The following is a 22,353-nucleotide window of genomic DNA, read 5'->3' on the forward strand; positions in this document are numbered from 1 at the left end:
CTTCTCGACTATAAGCAGAGCGAGAAGGACAATGGTATCGCTGCCCTGAAGAAGAAGTATCAGGGCTATGTGACCGACGACGGTGAGGAAAGAGGCGGCGCTTCTACCCTGATCTCAAGGGCGAAGTCTGAGGTCTCTGTTCCAAAGCGGAAAGGGAGCCCCAAGACTGACCCTGACACCGGGGAACTGGTATGGAAGGTCGATGAGGATCGGTTCTACACCGACCCCAAGACCGGGAAGACCGTGGAGAGGCGGCAGAAGAGTACCCAGATGGCCGAGGAAAGGGACCCCTATAAGCTGTCGTCCGGCACTCCGCAGGAAGAGGCCTATGCCGCTTACGCCAGCCAGATGAAGTCCCTGGCCAACCAGGCCCGTAAGGAGATCCTGTCCACCGGTAAGATTACTTACTCCGCCTCCGCCAAAGAGACCTATCAGACTGAGGTGGCCTCCCTGACCTCCAAGCTCAATATCGCCCTCAAGAACGCCCCCAGGGAGAGGCAGGCCCAGGTTATGGCCAACAGCGTCGTGGCCGCCAAGAAGAAGGACAACCCTGGTATGACTAAGGAGGAGATCAAGAAGGCCAGCCAGCAGGCGTTGAGCTCTGCCCGTGCCACTGTTGGAGCGAAGCGGACGCCTATCGTCATCACTGACCGGGAATGGCAGGCGATTCAGGCCGGCGCGATCAGCGAGAACAAGCTGACGCAGATCATCAATCACGCCGACATCGACGTGCTTCGGTCTTACGCAACGCCGAGAGCGACGACAACGCTCAGCACCGCGAAGATCAACAAGATCTCGTCCATGAACGCTTCTGGTTACACCACTGCTGAGATCGCCGAAAGTCTTGGAGTCTCAACTTCCACTGTGCGAAAGTATCTCTCTTGAAAGGAGTGAACTTAGTAAATGCAGACTGAATGCGCTTTGACTACTTTCGACAATCCGTACAATCCATTTGAACAGTTCACTGCTTGGTTTCTGTTCGACGAGACGAAAGGTTACCACACTTGCGCTTACTTGGGCAGAATCGCGCGAACTTCCAATCTGCTTTCCGATGAAGAGAACAATCGGGAAGTGGAAAGAGCGATTGACGAGATCATCAAGTACGATTTCCAGAACATCTATAGGAAGGTTAGGCGGCAGCCTATCTCTGCGTGACCCGGCGCTGATACAGAGCGCTCGCAATCTTGTGGTCTTTTAGCTGTAGGTTTTATAAAACTCTATGACACTGGGCGTTACCTGTGAGACTGCCAATAATCTCGCAGCCGAAATTTATTGGCAGTTCTCCGCTAACAAGTGAGGACGGCCCCGATTTGTAGAATGTGTCCGCAACAACATCTTTGTCGTTATGCATAAGGGTTACTGCCGGTCTCCGGTGCGCCAGTCAGTTTCCATCTGTAAACGGATCTGTTCTCGGTCTCAACTTTGTTTCCTCATCCATAAGAAGTTTGGTCAACTCAACGACCTACTACACTCATTCAACTCAATATGACATAGGGGGAGGTGCGAAATAAGCATACCCCCCTCGGCATCGCGGCGGTCCTCGAAAATTCTCCGGGGGATATTTTTGGAAAACGGTTCCTGTTCCCAGGGCAGTATTTGAACAAGCCTGCAAGGTTGGCATTGGTTGCTGGGTCTTTATTGGCTGCGCTTCGGCGTATATGCCTCTCCTTTCAGCTTAGCGGCAGTTGTCACTTATGCGGGCTTCTTCAAATACTGCCCTAAAACCATGTCAAAACATATTTCAATCTTCTGTTGAATCGGCCAGAACCAATGCACATCTCAGCGAGAGGAGGCGATAAGGGATGAAGAAGGCCGGGGCCTCTGGCCCAACCACAGAAAGGAAGATCCGGCCGGCTCTGACTCCCGAGGCCAGAGAGAAGCAACTGGTTGCTCTGGCTGTCGACCTCGTTGAGAAGCGCCTCCGGGAAGGAACGGCGTCATCTCAGGAGGTGACTCAGATTCTTAAACTCGGAAGCGCGAGGGCAAGTCTGGAGAAGGAGATGCTTCGTCATCAGGTGGAGCTCGTGAAGGCGAAAACGGAGTCGCTTCAATCGGCCAAGCGTGTGGAGGAGCTTTATGCGAATGCGCTCAAGGCCATGCGGAGTTACAGCGGACAAGGAGACGACGATGGGGAGTATTAGATGCTATTCGGAACTTGTCCTCCTGCCTACCTTTGAAGAGCGCTATGAGTATCTTCGACTTGGTGGAGGAGTCGGTAAGGAGACTTTCGGCTTCGACCGGTACACGAATCAGTTCTTCTATCGGTCTCCGGAATGGAAGCGGGTTCGGAATTTGGTCATCGCCCGCGACAACGGCTGTGACCTTGGATTGATCGGACATGAGATTTTTGGCCGTGTCCTGATTCATCACATGAATCCTATCCGTCCGGAAGATATTCGTTCCAGAAGCGATCTTTTGCTGAACCCGGAGTACCTTATCACCACAATTCACGAGACCCATCAGGCAATTCACTATGGAGATGAAACACTTCTGCTTCGTGCTCCGATCCCCCGGGCAAGGAATGACACCTGCCCTTGGAAAATGTAGAAAAGAGGGGCGATGTTGCCGCCCTTCTTTTCCGGCTTACGCCGTAGCGGATGCTCGTTTCGTACTGTTTACCACTTTTCGCAGGGGTGAAATTTTCGTATGGTTCGGAGACAGTATCGGGCGGGCATCCGCGATTTTTATAGCACACCACTTATCACGAGACAAGGAGGGACTACTGAATATGCAAAACAATTCCCCGAAGCGCGAGCGGGAAAACGATCCGCGTGACCGTGGAGTTATGACTGGGCAGACAGGCAAAGCGCCTCCTGCGGAGCAGCCCAAGGCGGTCGAGCTCACAGGCGTCGTCACCGACTGCACCAGGCTCAATNTTCGGGCGGAGGCCGATCCCAATGCGAGAGTGATCGACGTCATCCCAGCGCTGACTGAGATCGTCATTGACGCTGGCGCTTCCACCGATGAATTCTACAGGGTTCACACTGCCGAGGGCATTGAGGGTTTCTGTATGAAGAAGTACATCGCGGTTCGGAAGTGAGGGATGCGCCATGGATAACACGGAGAGCATCCTGACTTCTATCAAGAAGCTCTTGGGCATNGACGCCGGGTACACCCACTTCGACCCCGATCTCATCATGCACATCAATTCCGTGTTCTCGATCCTGACTCAGATGGGCGTTGGCCCTCGCGGAGGTTTCTCTATTATGGGAGCCGGTGAGGAATGGCCGTCGTTCATCACGGACAAAAGCTGTCTCCCTCTGGTAAAGTCTTATGTCCATCAAAAGGTTCGGCTCATGTTTGACCCGCCTCTTAGTACCGCCGCCATCGAGTCCATCAACCAGCAGATCAAGGAGTTTGAGTTTCGGCTGTTTGTCGCGGCAGATACGCCCAATGCCGGCTGAAAGGATGTGTGTTGATATGGATACCAATTCGCTTGCCCACTACGGAATTCTCGGTATGAAGTGGGGCGTTCGACGGACACCGGAGCAGTTGGAGCGTGCCTCCATCAAGGCTCCTGGTAAGGAGCTGTCCGAACTCAGCGACGCGGAAGTTCAGGCGCGTATCGACCGGATCAATCTGGAGCGGCGGTACAAAGACCTGACCAAGCCGGAGGCGCAGAAGAAATCCGCGCGGGGCAGGGAGTTCTGCGAAGACCTTTTGAAGGACATCGGCGGCAATGTGGTCAAAAATCTCGGCAAGCAGGTTTTGGACTACTACGAACAACAAGAGAGAGGAGGATGATTCAAAATGAGCGACATCGCTATCGCGCATCACGGTATCAAAGGGATGAAGTGGGGAATCCGCAGAACGCCCGAACAGCTTGCAAGAGCCTCTGGTCGCCCTGTTCCGGAATCCGGTGAAAGCCGATCCGGGCGCACTGCTCAGAAGAAGGCCGCTTCGGCGACCGCCAGCAAGAGGACGCTCAGCGACCTTTCCGATGATGAGCTTCGGCAGCGCATTAGCCGTCTGGAGCTTGAGAAGCGCTATAAGGACTTGGAAAAGGCCGACGCCAAACCGAAGTCCACCCGAGGAAGGGACTTCTGCGTCAACGTGTTGGAAACCATTGGCAAAAACACGCTGACCAACATCGGCACCCAGGCAGCCAACCATGTCCTTGGTGAAGCCATCAACAAATTGGCCGGCGTCTCCTCGGATGACAAGGCCCATCGCGTTGTGAACCCGCAAAAGGGCCAGGAAGACAAGAAGTAGGTGTCCGCGCATGTCTTTATCAAACACCGCTGTTCCTAAATATTACGGCGCGTTTCGTGAGGCGGTTCTGCGCGGGGAAATCTTTGTCAACAAGGAAATATCCATGGAGATGAACCGGATCGACGCACTGATTGCCGACCGAAGTTTCTACTATGACGATCAGGCTGTCGAAGGGTGGGTCAGATACTATGAGTCCGAGCTTACCCTGACCGACGGCTCTGATCTCAACCTCTTGGACACTTTTAAGTTGTGGGGGGAACAAATTTTCGGTTGGTATTACTTCGTGGACCGGAGCGTCTATGAGCCTTATCCCGATGGTCATGGCGGACGGTATGTACGAAAGACCATCAAGAAGCGGTTGGTCAACAAGCAGTATCTGATCGTTGCCAGAGGCGCGGCCAAGTCGATGTATGCGTCCACGCTGCAAAGCTACTTCTTGAATGTGGACACCAGCACCACCCACCAGATCACTACAGCCCCGACCATGAAACAGGCGGAGGAGGTTCTTTCACCGATTCGCACCTCCATTGTCCGCTCCCGCGGGCCGCTGTTCCAGTTCCTGACGGAGGGCTCCTTGCAGAACACCACCGGCTCCAAGGCAAACCGCATGAAGCTGGCCTCCACCAAGAAGGGCATTGAGAACTTCCTGACGGGGTCTCTGCTGGAGATTCGTCCCATGAGTATTGCCAAGCTCCAGGGGCTCCAGGTTAAGATCGCGACTGTGGACGAGTGGCTCTCCGGCGACATCCGGGAGGATGTTATCGGTGCCATCGAGCAGGGCGCTTCCAAGGTGGATGACTACATCATTGTTGCCATCAGTTCGGAGGGCACCGTTCGGAACGGAGCTGGCGACACCATCAAAATGGAGCTCATGAAGATTCTGAAGGGTGAGTACATCGCGCCCCATACCTCTGTTTGGTGGTACAAGCTGGACTCTGTTGACGAGGTCGCAGACCCCGAGATGTGGATCAAGGCCAACCCGAACCTGGGTAAGACCGTCAGCTATGACACTTATCAGAAGGATGTGGAGCGGGCCGAGCAGGCCCCCGCCGCCCGGAACGATATTCTGGCGAAACGGTTCGGCCTCCCTATGGAGGGGTATACCTACTACTTCACCTATGAGGAAACCCTGCCTCATCGCCGCCGAGACTTCTGGCAAATGCCCTGCGCCCTCGGCGCGGACCTGTCTCAGGGCGACGATTTCTGCGCGTTTACATTCCTATTCCCTCTACGCGGAGGCGCGTTCGGGGTAAAGACCCGAAATTATATTTCCTCGCTCACCTTGAAGAAGCTGCCTGCGGCCATGCGGATCAAGTACGATCAGTTTATGGCTGAGGGCAGTCTTATGGTTTTGGAAGGAACTGTTTTAGACCTGATGCAGGTCTATGAGGATCTGGACGATCACATTGTCCGATGCGGCTATGACGTCCGGTGCCTCGGTTATGACCCCTACAACGCAAAAGAGTTTGTAGAGAGGTGGCAGTCGGATAACGGACCTTTCGGAATTGAGAAAGTCATTCAGGGCGCAAAAACGGAATCCGTTCCCTTGGGTGAGCTGAAAAAGCTCTCAGAGGAGCGGATGCTTTTANTTGACGAGGAATTGATGACCTTTGCCATGGGAAACTGCATCGCAAGCGAAGACACCAATGGAAACCGGAAGCTGCTGAAGATGCGGCGTGAGCAGAAGATTGACGCCGTTGCGGCGATGATGGATGCTTACATCGCCTATAAGCACAACCGGGAAGCTTTTGAGTAAAGGAGGACAGTTCATGGAGCAAGAACTCGCCCATTTCGGCATCAAGGGTATGCACTGGGGCGTCCGCAGGTTTCAGCAGCCTGACGGTACCCTTACCTCCGCCGGGAAGAAGCGGTACTCCGCCGACCGGAAGACGAAGCTGACGGAGAGCGTTGAGGCCAAGAAGGCCCACGTTGACGCCATGCGGAAACAGGCCGGCGAGCGTATCCAATTCTATGGCGGAAAGAACGTTGCCACCAATGCTATCCAGCAAGAGGCCGCTTACAAGAAGAAGTCCACCACCGCCAAGACGGTCACGGTGGGCACGGTCATCGCTACCGGCGCGGCCTATGNTGCGGCAGCCGCCACACAGTCCCTTCCAGTTGTCGGCCTCTCTACAACGGTCGTCGCGGCAGGAACCGCTTTCGTAACGTCGAGGAAGAACCAGAAAATTTCCGCAATCGCGGACGAGCAGATCGCCTACACCAAGGACAGTGACTACGGCCCCGACGTTGTTGTGCGAAAGTCTCGGGACTGAGATAAGGAGGGAAGGAGCGCGTGGAAATCACCCTTGGCTCGCGATTGAAGCACGCGTGGAACGCGTTCCTCAGCAGAGAGCCCACAAGCAGCTACTACCAGGGTCTCGGAAGAGGCTACTCCTATCGTCCTGACCGGCCCCGGCTGACCCGTGGAAACGAACGTTCCATCGTCACGTCGGTACTCAATCGAATCGCGTTGGATGCGGCGGCTATTAACATTCAGCATGTGAAGCTGGATGACAATGGCCGCTTTGTTTCTACTGTTGACAGCGGTCTGAACAACTGTCTGACTGTGGAGGCCAATATTGACCAGACGGCCAGAGCCTTCGTCCATGACGTGGTCATGTCCATGATGGACGAGGGCTGCGTTGCTATTGTTCCGGTGGATACGACCTTGAACCCGAAAGTAACCGGGGCCTATGACATCGTGACCATGCGGGCCGGACAAGTCGTCGAGTGGTATCCGGCTCATGTGAAGGTCCGGGTCTACAATGACCAGCGCGGCGAAAAGGAAGATATTTTACTTCCCAAAAGCGTGGTTGGAATCGTGGAAAATCCGCTTTATGCGGTGATGAACGAACCCAACTCCACCCTACAGCGCCTGATCAGAAAACTTAATCTGTTGGACGCTGTCGACGAGCAGGCCGGTTCCGGCAAGCTCGACCTTATTATTCAGCTTCCCTACGTCATCAAGACGGAGGCGAGACGCGCCCANGCGGAAAAGCGCCGCAAGGACATTGAGGAACAGTTGTCCGGTTCCAAGTACGGTATCGCTTATACCGATGGTACGGAGCATATCGTGCAGCTGAATCGTGCCGTTGAGAACAATCTGATGACCCAGATCGAGTATCTGACGAGTATGCTTTACAGCCAGTTAGGGATCACGAAAGGGGTTATGGACGGTTCTGCCGACGAGCAGACGATGCTGAACTACTACAACCGGACGATCGAGCCCATTCTCTCCGCCATCGTTGACGAGATGAAGCGCAAGTTCCTGACAAAAACTGCTCGGTCGCAGTTGCAGTCGATCTCGTTCTTCCGAGATCCCTTCAAACTCGTTCCGGCCGCCCAGCTTGCCGAAATCGCGGACAAGCTTACCCGAAATGAGGTCATGTCGTCCAATGAGATCCGGCAGGTCATCGGGTTGAAGCCGTCTAAGGACCCGAAGGCGGATGAGCTTCGCAACAAGAACCTCAGCGAGCCAACGGCAAAGGGAAAGGGCGCCGAAACCAAGCCCGAACAGACCATCACCACATCGAAGGAGGAAAACAATCAAAATGAAGCATCCGTCTGANTTCAGCNGTTGGGCAACCAGAGCTAACCTCAGATGCTCTGACGGCCTCACCATCATGAANNGTGCGTTTGAGGACAATGACGGGAAGAAAGTCCCTCTTGTCTACAACCACCTCCACAACGATCCCAGCCTTGTTCTGGGACACGCCATCCTGGAGAAGCGGGATGAGGGCGTGTATGCCTACTGCTACTTCAACGACACCCCCAACGGCCAGATGATGAAGCAGGCGGTGCAGCACGGCGACATCGACGCTCTGTCTATCTTCGCCAACCAGCTCAAGAAGCAGGGCAATTTCGTTACCAACGGCAATATCCGGGAGCTGAGCCTTGTCCTGGCCGGGGCTAACCCCGGAGCGTTCATCGACTCCATCATGGCTCATGGCGAGGAGAGCGATGAAGAGGCCATCATCTACACTGGTGAGCCGCTGTGCCTCGCTCATGCCGATGGCGGCANGAAGGAGGAGCCTNCCAAGCAGAAACCCCCTGCCAAGAAGGAAGAGCCCGCGAAGCAGGAGCCTTCCGCCCAGGAGAAGTCCGAGNAGGACGAGACTGTCGGCGATGTCTACAACACGCTGACCGATAAGCAGAAGCGGGTCGTAAACTACATGCTCGGCGGGGCCCTCATGCAGGGTGATGCCGCCGGCGACGAATCTGAAGGAGGAGACAATACTATGAAGCACAACGTTTTCGAGAAGGATGGGACCAACGATTCCGTCCTGATGCATTCCGAGACCCGGCGCGGTATCATCGCTCTGGCCAAGCAGAACAGCGTTGGCAGCCTGCGGACCGCTTTCGCCATCTATGCCGAGCAGGCCGCCGCTGACGGTGATGATGAACTGAAACATGGCATTNATGCGCTCCAGCACGGCANCGACAACATTGAGAGCCTGTTCCCCGACTATAAGGATCTGAAGCCCGGCGCCCCCGAGCTGCTCACCCGGGATCAGGGTTGGGTCAATGTGGTCATCGACAAGGTGCACAAGACCCCCATCGGCCGTATTCGCACTCGTCAGATGGACGCCCGCAACGAGAATGCCCGCGGTCAGGGNTACCAGAAGGGCAAGCGTAAGACCCCCGCCGGTAATATGAAGATGCTGAGCCGGACCACCGACCCCCAGACCGTGTACTGCATCGACGCGCTGCATCGTGATGATATCACGGACATCACCGACTTCGATGTGATCGAGTATCAGTACGGCGTGATGAAGCAGAACCTCNACGAGGAGGTCGCTATCGCTATCATGGTGGGCGACGGCCGCGAGGAGGGCACCGAGATGAAGATCTCCGAGTCCCATATCCGCTCCATCTGGAACGACGACGATCTCTACACCATCCACTATGACGTGGACGTCGCTGCCGCCAGGGCTGAGCTTCAGGGCTCCCGTACCGACATGAACTTCGGTGAGAACTTCATCTACGCCGAGGCCATCGTGGCCGCCGCCATGTACTCCCGCGAGAAGTACAAGGGCACCGGCACTCCCGATCTGTTCTGTACGCCTCATCTGCTGAATGTGATGCTGCTGGCTCGTGATCTGAACGGCCGGCGTATCTACGACTCCAAGACCGATCTGGCCGCCGCGCTGAACGTCAACGCAATCTATACCGCCGAGCAGTTCGAGGGCTTGGTCCGCACTGATGACGACGGCGTGAAGCACAAGCTTCTGGGCATCTNCNTCAATCTNAACGANNACNCCGTGGGCTCCACCAAGGGCGGCGAGATCACCCGCTTCAATCAGTTCGATATCGACTTCAACCAGCACAAGCTCCTGATCGAGACTCGCCTGTCCGGTGCTCTGAACAGGGTCTACTCTGCCATTGCGCTGGAGGAGCCGGTGAAGTCCGCTTCTGGTGCGGCTGCTTAAAGGAGAAAATTCAAAATGGCGAAATGGTACGGCATGATCGGCTACGCGGAAACTGTGGANACGACGCCGGGCAACTGGGATGAGCAGCTCACTGAGCGTCCGTATTACGGCGACGTGATTCGGAACACGCGGAAGCTGCAAGGCGCTGAAAAGGTCAATGACGACATCAGCATCGCCAACGAGATCAGCGTTGTGGCCGACCCATTTGCCTGCCAGAATTTCCACCGTATGCGCTACATCGAGTTCATGGGAGCAAAATGGAAGGTTTCCAATGTGGAGGTCCAGTATCCCAGACTCATCCTGACAATCGGAGGTGTTTACAATGCCGGACAGACGGCTTGAACTTCATGAAATTTTATGCGGCATCCTGAACACCAGGAACGCATATTTTCAGCCTCCGGAGTCCGTGAAGATGAATTACCCCGCCATCGTGTACGCTTTGAGCAACATCAAAAGCTTGTACGCGAATGGCGGGGTTTATTTGTCTGGCCGGCAGTACGCTGTGACCGTTATCGACAAGAACCCCGACAGTCCTCTTGTCGGTGCGGTTGTGGCGCTGCCCACCTGCCGGTTTGACNGGCATTACAAAGCAGACAACCTCAATCACTGGGCTTTCACCCTGTATTATTAAAGGAGGACGTAAACCATGAGTAAAATCAAGTGGGACGAGACCGGTAAGCGTTATTACGAAACCGGTGTTGACCATGGCGTGCTGTACCCTATTGGCAGCAATGGCAAGTACGACAAGGGCGTGGCCTGNAACGGTCTGATCTCCGTCACCGAGGCCCCCTCCGGCGCTGAGCCCAACAACCTCTACGCCGACAACATCAAGTATCTGGTTCTGGTGGGCGCCGAGGACTTCGGCTATACCATCGAGGCCTACACCTACCCCGACGAGTGGGCCGCCTGTGACGGCTCTGCCGAGCCTGTTCCCGGCATGAGCATCGGTCAGCAGGCCCGTAAGGTCTTCGGCCTTGTCCATCGTACCAAGCTGGGCAACGACACGGATGGTCAGGATCACGGCTATAAGCTGCATCTGCTCTACGGCGGTCTGGCCTCCCCCTCCGAGCGGGGCTATCAGACCGTCAATGACTCCCCCGAGGCCATCACCTTCAGTTGGGAAGTCACCACCACTCCTGTGGATGTTCCCGGCTTCAAGCCCACCGCCTGCGTCATCATCGACTCCACCAAGGTCGACGGGGAGAAGCTGGCCGCGCTGGAAGAGATCTTGTACGGCAAAGACCCTGCTGCTGAGGGCGGCACCGACGGCACCGAGCCTCGCCTGCCTCTGCCCGCCGAGGTCATCGAGCTGCTCAAGGACGAGCCCGCTGCCGGCTGATTCACAGCATTACAGTACATCCCAAAGCGGGGCTCTCTTAACCGAGGGCTCCGCTTCTTCTAAAAATTGAAAGGAGAAATTTCCCNATGCTGAAAAGATCTATCACTTACACTGACTACAACGGTGGCACGCGCACCGAGGATTTTTATTTCAANCTGACACAGGCCGAGGTGACCGAGATGGAGCTGTCCGTGGACGGCGGCCTGGTTGAGATGATCAACCGCATCGTGGCCGCTCAGGACGGCAAGCAGATCATCGCCACCTTCAAGGACATCATCCTGCGGGCCTATGGCGAGAAGTCCCCCGACGGCAAGCGGTTTATCAAGAACCAGGAGCTCCGGGACGCCTTCGCTCAGACTGAGGCTTATAGCATCCTGTTCATGGAGCTGGCCACCAATGCCGACGCGGCTGCGGCCTTTGTCAACGGTATTGTTCCGGCTCAGGNCGCTGCTCCCGCCGCTATTCCGGGAACCTGATCGCGTGAGGGAGACCGGAGATGCTGGAAATATTCATTCGCGGCGGCGAATTCTTCGATCCTGGGAGCGGCACGTTTCTGCAAGTCAAGGATCAGACGCTCAAGTTGGAGCACTCTCTGGTCTCCCTTTCAAAATGGGAGTCGAAATGGCACAAGGCATTTTTGGGGAGGGAGCCGAAGACTCAGGAGGAGTCCATTGATTATATCCGGTGTATGACACTGACCCAGAATGTGAACCCCGACGTCTACAAGGCCATTACGCCGCAGACCGAGAGAGAGGTATTCGCTTACATCAATGCTCCTATGACCGCCACGACCTTTCCTCCGGACGACAAGAACCGGCCAAACCGGAAGATCGTCACGGCCGAGATCATCTACTACTGGATGATTTGCGAGAACATTCCGTTCGAGTGCCAGAAATGGCATCTGAACCGGCTGATGACCTTGATCAATGTCTGTCGAGCGGAGAACGCTCCCCGAAAGAAAATGAGCAAGAAAGAGATCATGGCGAGGAACCGGGCGCTCAACGTGTCCCGCCGCCGGAAAACACATTCGAGAGGGTGATTACAACGTCTCTGATTGGAACAACAACTGAGGAAAAAATCTGGAATTTCCTGAAATCCCAAGGTCTCTCGGATGTCGGTGTTTCCATTATTATGGGGCATGGTTTTGCCGAGAGCGGCCTTAAACCCGACAATCTCCAGAACAGCTATGAGCGCAAGCTGGGCATGGCCGACGCTGAGTANACCGAAATGGTGGACAACGGCATCTATGCCAACTTTGCCCACGATAAGGCAGGCTATGGCCTATTCCAATGGACGTACTGGAGCCGGAAGGCGGCTCTGCTGGCCTATGCCAAATCCGCAGGGAAAAGTATTGGCGACCTGGAAATGCAGCTTGGCTTCTTGATGCAGGAATTGTCACAGGGCTATAAGGCATTGCTGGCGATGTTGAAGACCGCCACCAGTATCAGAAAAGCGTCAGATGCTTTTCTGCTCCAGTTTGAGCGCCCCGCCGATCAGAGCGAAACGGCCAAGGCCCGGCGGGCCAGCTACGGCCAGAAGTATTTCGACAAGTATGCTGGCAAGGCCAGTGGAAAGGAGACAACAGGTATTGGTTTCACGAACAGTTCTCTTGTTACGGTNAAGATGATCTCTCCGAACCGGACGCCCAATCGGAACCACGCCATCGACACCATTACCATCCACTGCTTCGTCGGCCAAGTGACTGCCAAGCGAGGGTGCGAGGTGTTCCAGCCCAGCAGCAAGGGTGCGTCCTGCAACTATGTTGTAGGCTATGACGGCTCCATCGGCCTGTGCGTGGAGGAGAAGGACCGTAGCTGGTGTACCGGCGGCTACGACAAGAATAAACAGCCCATTCGGGTGAATGGAATCTCCGGCAAGTCCAACGACTACCAGGCCGTAACCATTGAGGTCGCCAGCGACAACACTCACCCCTACGCCATTACCGACAAGGCTATGGCCGCCCTGATCGAGCTGTGCGCCGACATCTGCCGGCGGAACGGTATCAAGAAGCTGGTGTGGAAGGGGGACAAGAAGCTGGTGGGCAAGGTGGACCAGCAGAATCTCACGGTCCACCGCTGGTTTGCCGACAAAGCCTGTCCCGGCGACTACATCTACCAACGGCTGCCTGATATCGCCGCTAAGGTGAACGCCAAGCTGGGGGGCTCTGGTGCGATCACAGCTCCCACCACCNCCGTGAGCAAGGTGCCGTACACTGTCCGCATCACCGCCACCAATCTGCGCATCCGTAAGGGCCCCGGCACCAATAACGCGATCGTCAGCGTCATTAAGCCCGGTGTCTACACTATCGTATCTGAGGCCACCGGCCNGGGTGCTACGCTCTGGGGCAAGCTGAAGTCTGGTCTCGGNTGGGTGTCCCTCGATTACTGCAAGAAGCTGTGATGGGTGGACAGCATGAGGACAACGTTCAGGCAAAAGGGTGACTTCTCCAAGGCGACCAAGTTTCTGGAACGGGCGAAGGAAGCTGTCCACCTCGGCGATCTTGACAAGTATGGCCGGGCCGGCGTGGCTGCTCTCGCGGCCGCGACGCCTGTTGACACCGGAAAGACGGCCGCCTCTTGGCGGTATGAGATCGTGCAGGAGAAAGGGGTTGCCCGCATTCNGTTCTGCAACTCCAACATTCAAAATGGAGTCCCCATCGCTATCATTCTCCAGTATGGACATGGCACCGGGACGGGCGGCTGGGTACAGGGGCGAGACTACATCAACCCTGCGANNCAGCCTATTTTTGAGCAGATCGCGAAAAATGCGTGGAACGANATCACCAAATGACTTCGCGGGCCCTCACCGACCCGCACTTTTTATTTTCGATAAAAGGGGGGCGGTAGCCTTGAGCACAACGATTGATGAAAAAGTCGTAGAAATGCGATTTGACAACAAGCACTTCGAGACCAATGTTCAGACCAGCATCTCGACGCTCGACAAGCTCAAACAGAGTTTGGATTTGAACGGCGCCGCGAAAGGTCTGGAGAACATCGACAGCGCGGCCAAAAAATGCGATATGTCCACACTTGGCAAGTCTGTTGAGACTGTCAGGATGAAGTTCTCCGCGCTTGAGGTCATGGCTATGACCGCCCTCTCAAATATCACCAATTCCGCGATGAACGCGGGAAAGCGTCTGGCCTCTACGTTTACCGTGGAGCCGATCACCACAGGTTTCAACGAGTACGAGCTGAAGATGGGCTCCATCCAGACCATCATGGCCGGCACCGGGGAAAGCCTGGAGCGGGTCAATCAGAAGCTGGATGAACTGAACCTTTACTCGGACAANACCATCTATTCCTTTGCGGATATGACCCAGAACATCGGCAAGTTTACCAATGCCGGTGTAAAGCTGGATGACGCCGTGGCCGCCATTCAGGGCGTTGCCAACGTAGCGGCCGTCTCCGGCGCGAATGCCAATGAGGCGTCCAGGGCCATGTATAACTTTGGTCAGGCTCTTTCCNCCGGCTNCGTCAAGCTGATTGACTGGAAATCTATTGAGAACGCCAATATGGCAACGGTGGAGTTCAAGCAGCAGTTGATGGATACCGCCGTTGAGATGGGCACGCTGGTCAAGGTTGGCGAGAAGTATCAGTCAACCACAACAGACCTCAATGGTCATGTATCCGATCTCTTCAATTCCACCCTTCTGTTTAATGACTCGCTCAGTTCTCAGTGGATGACCACGGAAGTCCTATCCAAGACTCTCGCAAAGTACGCAGATGAAACCACCGAGATCGGTAAGAAAGCTTTTGCCGCCGCGCAGGACGTCAAGACTTTTACCCAGTTGATGGATACGCTGAAGGAAAGCGCTCAGTCCGGATGGGCGGAGACCTGGCAGATCGTTGTCGGCGACTTTGAGGAGGCCAAGAAGCTCTTTACTGAGATGTCCGAGTTCTTCGGCGCTATGATCNCCGCTTCCGCAAAGGCGAGAAATGAGCTTCTCTCCAGCGCATTGGGTTCTGGCTGGTCAAGCTTTCTGAAGGAAGGCATCGGGGACGCCGTTGGCTTCAAGGAGAGCATTGTGAACGCGGCCAGGGCTCATGGCGTCGCTATCGAAGAGATCGCCTCCAAAACAGAAAAGTTTGAGGACAGCCTGAACCAGGGATGGCTCAGCGCTGATATTCTGTCTGATGCTTTGGCCGATCTGACAAAGAAGACGGCTGGTCTGTCTGATGCAGANTTGGCGAACATCGGGATGACCCGCGACCAGGTTGACGACCTGGAGAAGCTGAACCAGGCGATCAAAGATGGTTCGGTCAATTTGGAGGAGTATGCCAATAAGATCGGAAGAATGTCCGGTCGCGAGAACCTGATCCAGTCGTTCCGCAACATCTTGCAGGCGCTGTTCGCCGTTCCGAANGAGGCGGGCGACCTGATCGGCGTTATCACTGTCATTCGGGACGCGTTCCGGGNGATCTTCCCGCCGACCACCTCCGAACAGGTCTTCGCGCTGACCGAGGGTCTCCGTAATCTTANTGAGAAACTCAAAATGAGTGAGGAGACCGCCGATAAGCTGAAGCGCACCTGCAAGGGGCTGTTCGCTATCGTGGACATCTTCACCACTCTGACCGGCGGCACTCTGAAAGCGGCAATTAAGGTGGCGGCAAAGCTGCTTGGCATGATGGATGTGGATATTCTCGACATCACAGCCAACGTTGGCGATGCCATTGTGGCCTTCCGTGACTGGATCGACCAGCACAATTTCCTGGCTAAGGGCATCGAAAAGGCCCTCCCTTATATTGAGTCCGGGATCAAGGCTCTTCGGAACTGNATCGCCAGACTTGGCGAACTTCCTCTGGTTCAGAAGGCGATTACCCGGTTCGGAAATGCGTTCCGGGATGTCTCTGACAGATTCGGCGTTTACATGGAGGGCGGAATCGAGCGCATCAAAGCGTTCATTGAACGTGCGAAGGCCATGGACGGGCTTACCCTTGATAACATCGGCAAAGNCCTGGCTGATTTCCGCGATAATGTGCTCAGTTANTTCCTGAACTTCGGCGGTATCTTTGATGGGCTCATTCAGGCGGCGAAAGACTTTGGCTCGGATGTCAAGCTGGCGTTTGAACAGCTCACGGGCGGAGCCGAGAACGCGAAAGCCAAGATGAAGACCACCGTCGGCGGCATCATCCAGTTCTTCCTGAACATGAAGGATCGGATCTTCGCCATTGCGCTGGAGATTCGGGAGAAGCTGGCGGACAAAATCGGCTTCGGCGAGATCTTCGCCCTTGGCCTTGGCGCTGCTATGGTGGCGTTTACCAAGAAAATCTCCGATGCGCTTGAGACGATCTCGGCGCCATTTGAGGGCATCGGCACTCTGTTGAAGAGCGNGNCTAAGGCGCTNAATGCCTTTGCCATGGAAACGAAGTCCAAAGCCCTGCTCAATGTTGCCGAGGCTATCGCGGTGCTCGTTGGAGCGCTGGCGGTGCTGACGCTGCTGGATCAGGAAAAGCTTAAGGGCTCTCTGGTCGTTCTCGGCGTGCTTGCCGCGGGACTTCTGGCGGTTTCCTTCGCTATGAGCAAGATGGGTGATCCGAAAGAGCTTGTCAAGCTATCTACCTCTATCGTTGCCATTGGCGCGAGCCTGCTTCTGCTGGCAAACGCGATGAAGACGCTGGAGGGCTTGAACGGCGATAAGGTCGGCGGGAGTCTGGCGATTCTCGGCGTCCTGGCTGCGGGGCTGGTGGCGGTATCGAAACTGCTAAGCTCCAAGGATAAGACCTTCTCCAAGAGCTCCCTCTTCATGATCAGCTTTGCGCTTTCGCTGAAGCTTCTTGTAAGCGCTCTGAAAGACCTGGACAAGATGGAGATCAGCAACGCCGGACAGACCCTGACGCTTCTGTTGGGCGCGGTGGCATCTCTCGCGCTGATCGCGACCGCCTGCAAGAATGTCAAGTTTGGCGCGGCCGCTACAATCCTGGCAATCGTTGTTTCGCTGAAACTCCTGGTGGGCTGCTTCAAGGATATTGCCAAGCTCGACGTCGGAAAGGCGAAGAGCAGCATGGGCACCTTTGCCGGTATTTTCACCATGTTCGGTGCTCTGATGGTCGCCAGCAAATTCTCCGGCGAAAACGCAAGCAAAGCGGGCTCCGCAATTCTGAAGATGGCGGCCTCGCTGATCCTAATCACCACAGCATTCAAAATGATGGCGGGAATCGACCCGCTTGACCTCGACCGGGCGACAGATACCGTTAGCAAACTGCTCCTGGTCTTCTCCGCCGTAACGGCGGCATCCCATTTCGCAGGAAAGAACGCGAGTAAGGCCGGGTCTATGCTTCTACTGATGTCCGGCGCGATTCTGATTCTCTCTACTACGATGGTTGTGCTGGCCCATCTTGATCCCAGCGGTCTGGGCCGGGCGCTTGGAGCGATCACCACGCTGCTGGTCGTCTTCGGGGCTATGGTCGGCATCACCTATTTCGCAAAGGATTCCTCGCAGATTCAGGGCACTCTGATCACCATGACCATCGCCGTATCCGCTATGGTGGCGGCAGTCGCGGCATTGAGCCTCCTGGACCCGCAGCGGCTTCTGGGGGCAACGGCCGCGATCAGTACCCTTGTGGGCGTGTTCTCCCTGCTGGTAGCGTCTACCCACTTCGCAAAGAAGGCGGGGAGCGTACTGGTCGTTATGACTGGCGTTGTAGCCGGTCTCGCCGGTATCCTTGCTTTGATGTCCGCATTCAATGTGCAGAACTCTGTCACGAATGCCGCCGCGCTCTCTATCCTGCTGACCTCGCTGTCGGCATCTCTGCTGATCCTCAGCAAAGCAGGCACGATTGCCCCAATGGCCTATGCCACTATCGGCATCATGACGGCTGTGGTTGCCGGCCTCGCCGCTATCCTCGGTATTATGGACGGTCTCGGTGTCAGCGCGTCTATCGAGACGGCGGCTTCGCTGTCTGTCCTGCTGTTGTCTATGTCCGGGGCCTGCCTGATTCTGTCCGGGGTCGGCGCAACTGGTCCCGCCGCTTTCGTTGGCCTTGGGNCGCTGGCGACACTGATCATTGGGCTCGGCGCTATTATGGCAGGCATTTGCGCTTTGACCGCCGACAACCCGACCATCGAGCAAGACCTCGACCGGGCGATCATGGTTCTGGAGAAGATTGGCACCGGCCTTGGAGCGGCCATCGGCGGTTTTGTGGGCGGCGCTATCGGTGGGCTGAGTTCCGGACTTCCTATCATCGGAACAAATCTGGCCGGGTTCATGACCAATGCCCAGCCCTTCTTCGACGCTGTTAAGGGCGTTGATGGGGAGGCTATGGCCGGCGTCAAGTCTCTGGCTGAGGCGCTGCTGGTTCTGACCGGCGTGAACGTGGTCGAGGGGCTTACCTCCTGGCTGACTGGCGGTACTTCTCTGGCGGATTTTGGCGATGAGCTGATCGCTTTCGCGCCCAAGTTCAAGGAGTATTCTCAGTTGATGGAGGGGATCAACCCCGAAGTCATCGACGCATCCGCAAATGCGNCCAAGACCCTTGCCGAGTTTGCAAGCGCCATTCCCAACCAAGGCGGTTTGCTTGCTGATCTGATCGGCGACAACACGCTGAGCACTTTTGCGGAAGAGCTTGTCCCATTTGGGGAGAGCTTTTCAACATACGCCCAATCCATTGACGGTATCAACACGGAAACCGTGACCGCTTCGGCGAACGCGGCCAAGTCGCTCGCTGAGTTTGCCAGCGCTATTCCCAATCAGGGCGGCGTCTTGGCTGATCTGACGGGTGACAACACTCTGAGCTCCTTCGCCAAGGAACTGGCTCTGTTCGGGCCCNCGCTGAANNCCTATGCGGACAGCGTGACCGGACTGGAACCCTCCGTGGTAGAGAACTCCGCCAATGCCGCGAAATCTCTGGCTGAGATGGCGAATTCTCTGCCGAACAGCGGGGGTATTCTGGCCGAGTGGATGGGCGACAATACCCTGAGTTCCTTTGCGGCCGAGCTGGATCGTTTCGGCCCGGCCATCATGCAGTATGCCAACAGCGTCACCGGTCTTCCGGTGGACGTGATCGAGGCATCCGTCTCCGCCGCCGGCGCGTTGTCTGCGTTGGCCGATGGTCTTCCCAATCAAGGCGGCCTTGCCGCATGGTTCGGCGGTGACAACACCCTTGCTACCTTTGGAGAAGATTTGATCTCCTTTGGCAACAACCTGAGTGCATATTCCACGGGGATCAGCGACATGAAACCCGATGCTGTAGTCGCATCCGCCAATGCCGCAAAGGCCCTTTCCAATCTGGCGGAAGGGCTTCCTGACAGCAGTTTGTTCGATCANTGGTTCGGCGGGGNTCAGACTCTTGCNAGCTTTGGCGGCGACATCGCCAAATTCGGCGAGGCAATGGGAAACTACTACGCCGCTATCTCCGGGATCGACATTCCGAAAATGGAGGGCGTNGTGACCGCTGTCTGGAGCCTCGTTGATCTGGCGAAGGGCGTGAAGGAGATCGACAAAAACGCGTTTTCCAATTTCAGCACCTCCCTGAGTACGTTGGCGAGCACCGGGATCACCGGGTTTACCAACGCATTCTACAACTGCGACAGCGAGGTCACGTCGGCGGTCGTCAGTATGCTGAACACGGTCGGCTCCGCCATTACGGCTAACGCCTTCGTCCCCAACAGTTCTATGCAGACTGTGGTCACGTCCCTGGTGGAGGTCGTTAAGACCAAGACTNCGGATGTCGAGAGNGCAACCGCCTCCATGNTGACCGCGATGCGGGCCAAAATCGCGTCCTACAGTACCGTCATCAAGACGGCTATGGGAAGCGTGGTCTCCGCCGNGGTCAGCAAGATCAACGGAATGAAGCCTGAGTTCGAGACCGNCGGTAAAAACGCCGGTCAAGGCTTCGTCAACGGCATCAACTCCAAGCTGAGCGCTTCCAGCGCGGCAGGCCGTAATCTGGGCCTCTCGGCTCTGAAAGCGGCGCAGAAGGCGCTGGACAGCCATTCTCCTTCCAGGGAGTTTGAGCAGCTTGGTCAGAACACCGACGAGGGCTACGCCAAGGGCGTTACGAATAATGCCGGTATTGTGCAGCANGCGGTCACCGATGTGATGGACACCGCCAAGAGTGCTGTAGGCACAATGGACGGCCCCGATATGGACAAGTGGATCGGAAAGGTCAGTAAATCCGTGACGGAGGCCGTGGAGTCAACCGGGGCCACGGAAACCAAAGTTGCTCAGCAGACAGCCGCCGCAGCCAAGAAGTCTTCCAAGGTAAAGACGGAGGCCGCNANGAGCGCCCTGGATGCTTTTGAGGACTACATCGAGGAGGAGCGGTATTACAGCCGCATCACCACCGAGGAGCAGCTTGCCGCGTATAAGGAGGTTCTGGCTACCTATCAGCTTACCGCCGAGGAGCGGAAAAAGGTGGCTCGGGAGATCTACACGCTGGAGAAGCAGCTTAAAACGGACTGGATCGAGGAAGAGAAGTATTACAACCGGCTCAGTCTGGAAGATGAGCTGGCGGCCTACGAACAGCTTCAGGCCATGTATGCCGAAGGCACCGAGGAATACAAGAAGATGGCCCGGGAGATTTATCGGGTAAAAAACGAGCTGATGGATGCCTCCTATCAGCATTCCATGGACTGGATCGAGGAAGAGAAGTATTACAACCGGATGAGCCTTTCTGACGAGCTGGCGGCCTATAAGCGTGTCCAGAGCCGGTATGCCAAGGGTACCGACGAGCGCAAGAAAATGGACCGCGAGGTCTACCGGCTGGAGAAAGAGATCAGCGAAGCCCAGAAGCAGTACATCGAAGACGTGCAGAAGGTTCAGAGCGAGGCTAATCAGAAGCGCCTTGACCTGGAACAGGAGTACGCAGACAAGGTGAAGTCTATCAACGACAGGCTGGCCCAGGACATCAAGTCGGCCAACGACCAGTACGAGAACGCCCTGAAGTCCCGCGAGGACAGCCTCTATCAGTCTTACGGCCTCTTTGACGCGGTCAAGGAGCGGGAGGACGTCAGCGGGGACGCCCTGATGAAAAATCTGGAGGGGCAGGTCAAGGAGTTCGGCGAATGGCAGGATATTTTGGACAGTCTGTCGGGCCGTGGATTGGATTCCGAGTTCATCGAGGAACTTCAAAATATGGGGCCAAGCGCCATTTCTCAGNTCAAGGCGCTGAACTCCATGACGGACTCCGAACTGGAGAAGTATGCCTCCCTCTGGTCGATCAAGCACGCGCAGGCTCGTGAGCAGGCGGTCGGTGAACTGGAAGGGCTCCGCATTGAGACCCAGAATAACATCGCGCAGCTTCGCTCCGACGCGGCCCAGGAGCTGGACGAGTACCGGGCTGTGTGGCAAACGAAGATGGATCAGGTCACCGCCGACGCCAACGCGGAACTGGAGCAGCTTCGGAAGGACTTCGGCGAGAAGGTCGGGCTTATCAAGACCAACACCGAGAAGGATTNGGAGCAGATGTCCGAGACCGCTCAGAAGATCCTCCGCGAGGCCGGATGGGACGAGACCGGAAAGCAGATCGTCGCCGGGTTGACCGAGGGCGTGAAGTCGGAGCGTTCCAGCTTCATTGACGAGCTGACAAGTATGGCCCTCGCCAGCGTGGAGGCGATAAAGGATACCCTTGAGATCAATTCGCCATCCCGCGTTACCCGAGAACTGGGCAACTACACGGGGCTCGGTCTCGTGAAGGGCCTGCGCGACTACGCAGACAAATCCTACGACGCAGGGGCGAACATGGCGGAGTCTATGAAGGGCGGTCTCTCCAACGCCATTTCTACCATCAGCGACCTGATGGATGGTGATATGGATATGCAGCCCACCATTCAGCCGGTTCTTGACCTCTCCAACGTGACAAAGGGAGCGAACGAACTTAATAGCCTGTTTTACCCCAAGATGACCATGAGCCTTGTGGGGCAGGCGGCTTTGGCGTTCGGTTCCTCTGGGGACAGAGGTCAGATGACTGTTAAGGTTGACAATACCAGCGTGGTGGAAGAACTTCGCATTCTTCGGGGTGAAATGACCGAAATGACGGCACGTTTGGAACGGATGCAGATTGTGCTGGACACCGGAGTGATGGTCGGTCAGATGGCCGCTCCGATGGACGAAGCCCTTGGTCAGAGGGCAATTTACAGGGGAAGGGGGAACTAACGTGTATCATTCTGTTACCTTTGGCGAGAAGAACACCTGGGATGACTGGCGGCTGGTCCCCTCTTCCCGGCCTGTTTTCAACCCTCCTGCGCAAAAGGTGAAGACATTGGACATTCCCGGCGGGGACGGCGTCATTGATTTGTCGCAAGCTCTCACCGGGTATCCGGTGTATCAGAACCGGACGGGCTCTATCGAGTTCATCGTCATGAACGACTTCAAGCCTTGGCANATGGCCTATTCCGACATCATGGACTATCTGCATGGGCAGAGTCTTCGAGCTG

Annotated in this window: 17 protein-coding genes and 1 pseudogene; all 18 read left to right on the forward strand. The window is 56.0% G+C overall.

The window, feature by feature from the left end; genetic code table 11:
• Positions 1–885, forward strand: a pseudogene (locus tag JX325_RS01565) (helix-turn-helix domain-containing protein); the annotation flags it as partial.
• Between the two features lie 917 nt (positions 886–1,802).
• Positions 1,803–2,141 carry a hypothetical protein gene (locus JX325_RS01570; protein WP_204789427.1) on the forward strand — a complete coding sequence of 113 codons (339 nt, stop codon included), beginning with the start codon at positions 1,803–1,805 and terminating at the stop codon, positions 2,139–2,141.
• A complete protein-coding gene (locus JX325_RS01575) occupies positions 2,128–2,547 on the forward strand; it encodes a hypothetical protein (protein WP_204789428.1) in 420 nt (139 codons plus the stop codon). Before JX325_RS01570 ends, JX325_RS01575 begins: the two co-directional genes overlap by 14 nt.
• Before the next feature lie 503 nt (positions 2,548–3,050).
• Positions 3,051–3,404, forward strand: a complete 354-nt coding sequence (locus JX325_RS01580) for a hypothetical protein (protein ID WP_204789429.1) — start codon at positions 3,051–3,053, stop codon at positions 3,402–3,404.
• Positions 3,405–3,420: 16 nt separating this feature from the next.
• Positions 3,421–3,744: a hypothetical protein gene (locus JX325_RS01585; protein ID WP_204789430.1), complete on the forward strand. Its 324-nt coding sequence runs from the start codon at positions 3,421–3,423 to the stop codon at positions 3,742–3,744.
• 6 nt (positions 3,745–3,750) lie between these two features.
• Positions 3,751–4,212 (forward strand): hypothetical protein, encoded by a 462-nt coding sequence (locus JX325_RS01590; protein WP_204789431.1) that lies wholly within the window; start codon positions 3,751–3,753, stop codon positions 4,210–4,212.
• Between the two features lie 10 nt (positions 4,213–4,222).
• Positions 4,223–5,968 carry a terminase TerL endonuclease subunit gene (locus tag JX325_RS01595; protein WP_204789432.1) on the forward strand — a complete coding sequence of 582 codons (1,746 nt, stop codon included), beginning with the start codon at positions 4,223–4,225 and terminating at the stop codon, positions 5,966–5,968.
• Positions 5,969–5,981: 13 nt separating this feature from the next.
• The gene (locus JX325_RS17755) at positions 5,982–6,485 is read left to right on the forward strand and encodes a hypothetical protein (protein WP_243413862.1); all 504 of its coding nucleotides are present in this window, start codon (positions 5,982–5,984) and stop codon (positions 6,483–6,485) included.
• 20 nt (positions 6,486–6,505) lie between these two features.
• Complete coding sequence (locus JX325_RS01600; RefSeq protein WP_204789433.1) at positions 6,506–7,780, forward strand: phage portal protein; 1,275 nt, start codon at positions 6,506–6,508, stop codon at positions 7,778–7,780.
• A 55-nt stretch (positions 7,781–7,835) separates the two neighbouring features.
• A complete protein-coding gene (locus tag JX325_RS01605; RefSeq protein ID WP_243413863.1) occupies positions 7,836–9,641 on the forward strand; it encodes a caudovirus prohead protease in 1,806 nt (601 codons plus the stop codon).
• 15 nt (positions 9,642–9,656) lie between these two features.
• Positions 9,657–9,983, forward strand: a complete 327-nt coding sequence (locus tag JX325_RS01610) for a hypothetical protein (protein WP_204789435.1) — start codon at positions 9,657–9,659, stop codon at positions 9,981–9,983.
• Complete coding sequence (locus JX325_RS01615) at positions 9,964–10,272, forward strand: hypothetical protein (protein ID WP_204789436.1); 309 nt, start codon at positions 9,964–9,966, stop codon at positions 10,270–10,272. The genes JX325_RS01610 and JX325_RS01615 overlap by 20 nt, the downstream gene beginning before the upstream one ends.
• Before the next feature lie 15 nt (positions 10,273–10,287).
• On the forward strand, positions 10,288–10,980 hold the full coding sequence (locus tag JX325_RS01620; protein WP_204789437.1) for a hypothetical protein: 693 nt from the start codon (positions 10,288–10,290) through the stop codon (positions 10,978–10,980).
• An 86-nt stretch (positions 10,981–11,066) separates the two neighbouring features.
• Positions 11,067–11,456: a hypothetical protein gene (locus tag JX325_RS01625; protein ID WP_204789438.1), complete on the forward strand. Its 390-nt coding sequence runs from the start codon at positions 11,067–11,069 to the stop codon at positions 11,454–11,456.
• Between the two features lie 20 nt (positions 11,457–11,476).
• Positions 11,477–12,019 (forward strand): hypothetical protein, encoded by a 543-nt coding sequence (locus JX325_RS01630; RefSeq protein ID WP_204789439.1) that lies wholly within the window; start codon positions 11,477–11,479, stop codon positions 12,017–12,019.
• A complete protein-coding gene (locus JX325_RS01635) occupies positions 12,016–13,380 on the forward strand; it encodes a phage tail tip lysozyme (protein WP_243413864.1) in 1,365 nt (454 codons plus the stop codon). The genes JX325_RS01630 and JX325_RS01635 overlap by 4 nt, the downstream gene beginning before the upstream one ends.
• Positions 13,381–13,392: 12 nt before the next feature.
• Positions 13,393–13,770: an HK97 gp10 family phage protein gene (locus tag JX325_RS01640; RefSeq protein ID WP_204789440.1), complete on the forward strand. Its 378-nt coding sequence runs from the start codon at positions 13,393–13,395 to the stop codon at positions 13,768–13,770.
• Positions 13,771–13,828: 58 nt separating this feature from the next.
• Positions 13,829–22,072 (forward strand): tape measure protein, encoded by an 8,244-nt coding sequence (locus JX325_RS17760; RefSeq protein ID WP_243413865.1) that lies wholly within the window; start codon positions 13,829–13,831, stop codon positions 22,070–22,072.
• The last annotated feature ends 281 nt before the right edge of the window (positions 22,073–22,353 follow it).

The organism is Oscillibacter sp. CU971 (genome assembly GCF_905219725.1).
In the GTDB taxonomy this organism is placed as follows: domain Bacteria; phylum Bacillota; class Clostridia; order Oscillospirales; family Oscillospiraceae; genus Oscillibacter.

What these genes read in the sequence shown, in the direction of transcription:
- JX325_RS01630 (WP_204789439.1), top strand. Translation starts at nt 11,477, where the DNA reads ATGCTGGAAATATTCATTCGCGGCGGCGAATTCTTCGATCCTGGGAGC.
- JX325_RS01585 (WP_204789430.1), top strand. Translation starts at nt 3,421, where the DNA reads ATGGATACCAATTCGCTTGCCCACTACGGAATTCTCGGTATGAAGTGG.
- JX325_RS01570 (WP_204789427.1), top strand. Translation starts at nt 1,803, where the DNA reads ATGAAGAAGGCCGGGGCCTCTGGCCCAACCACAGAAAGGAAGATCCGG.
- JX325_RS01575 (WP_204789428.1), top strand. Translation starts at nt 2,128, where the DNA reads ATGGGGAGTATTAGATGCTATTCGGAACTTGTCCTCCTGCCTACCTTT.
- JX325_RS01590 (WP_204789431.1), top strand. Translation starts at nt 3,751, where the DNA reads ATGAGCGACATCGCTATCGCGCATCACGGTATCAAAGGGATGAAGTGG.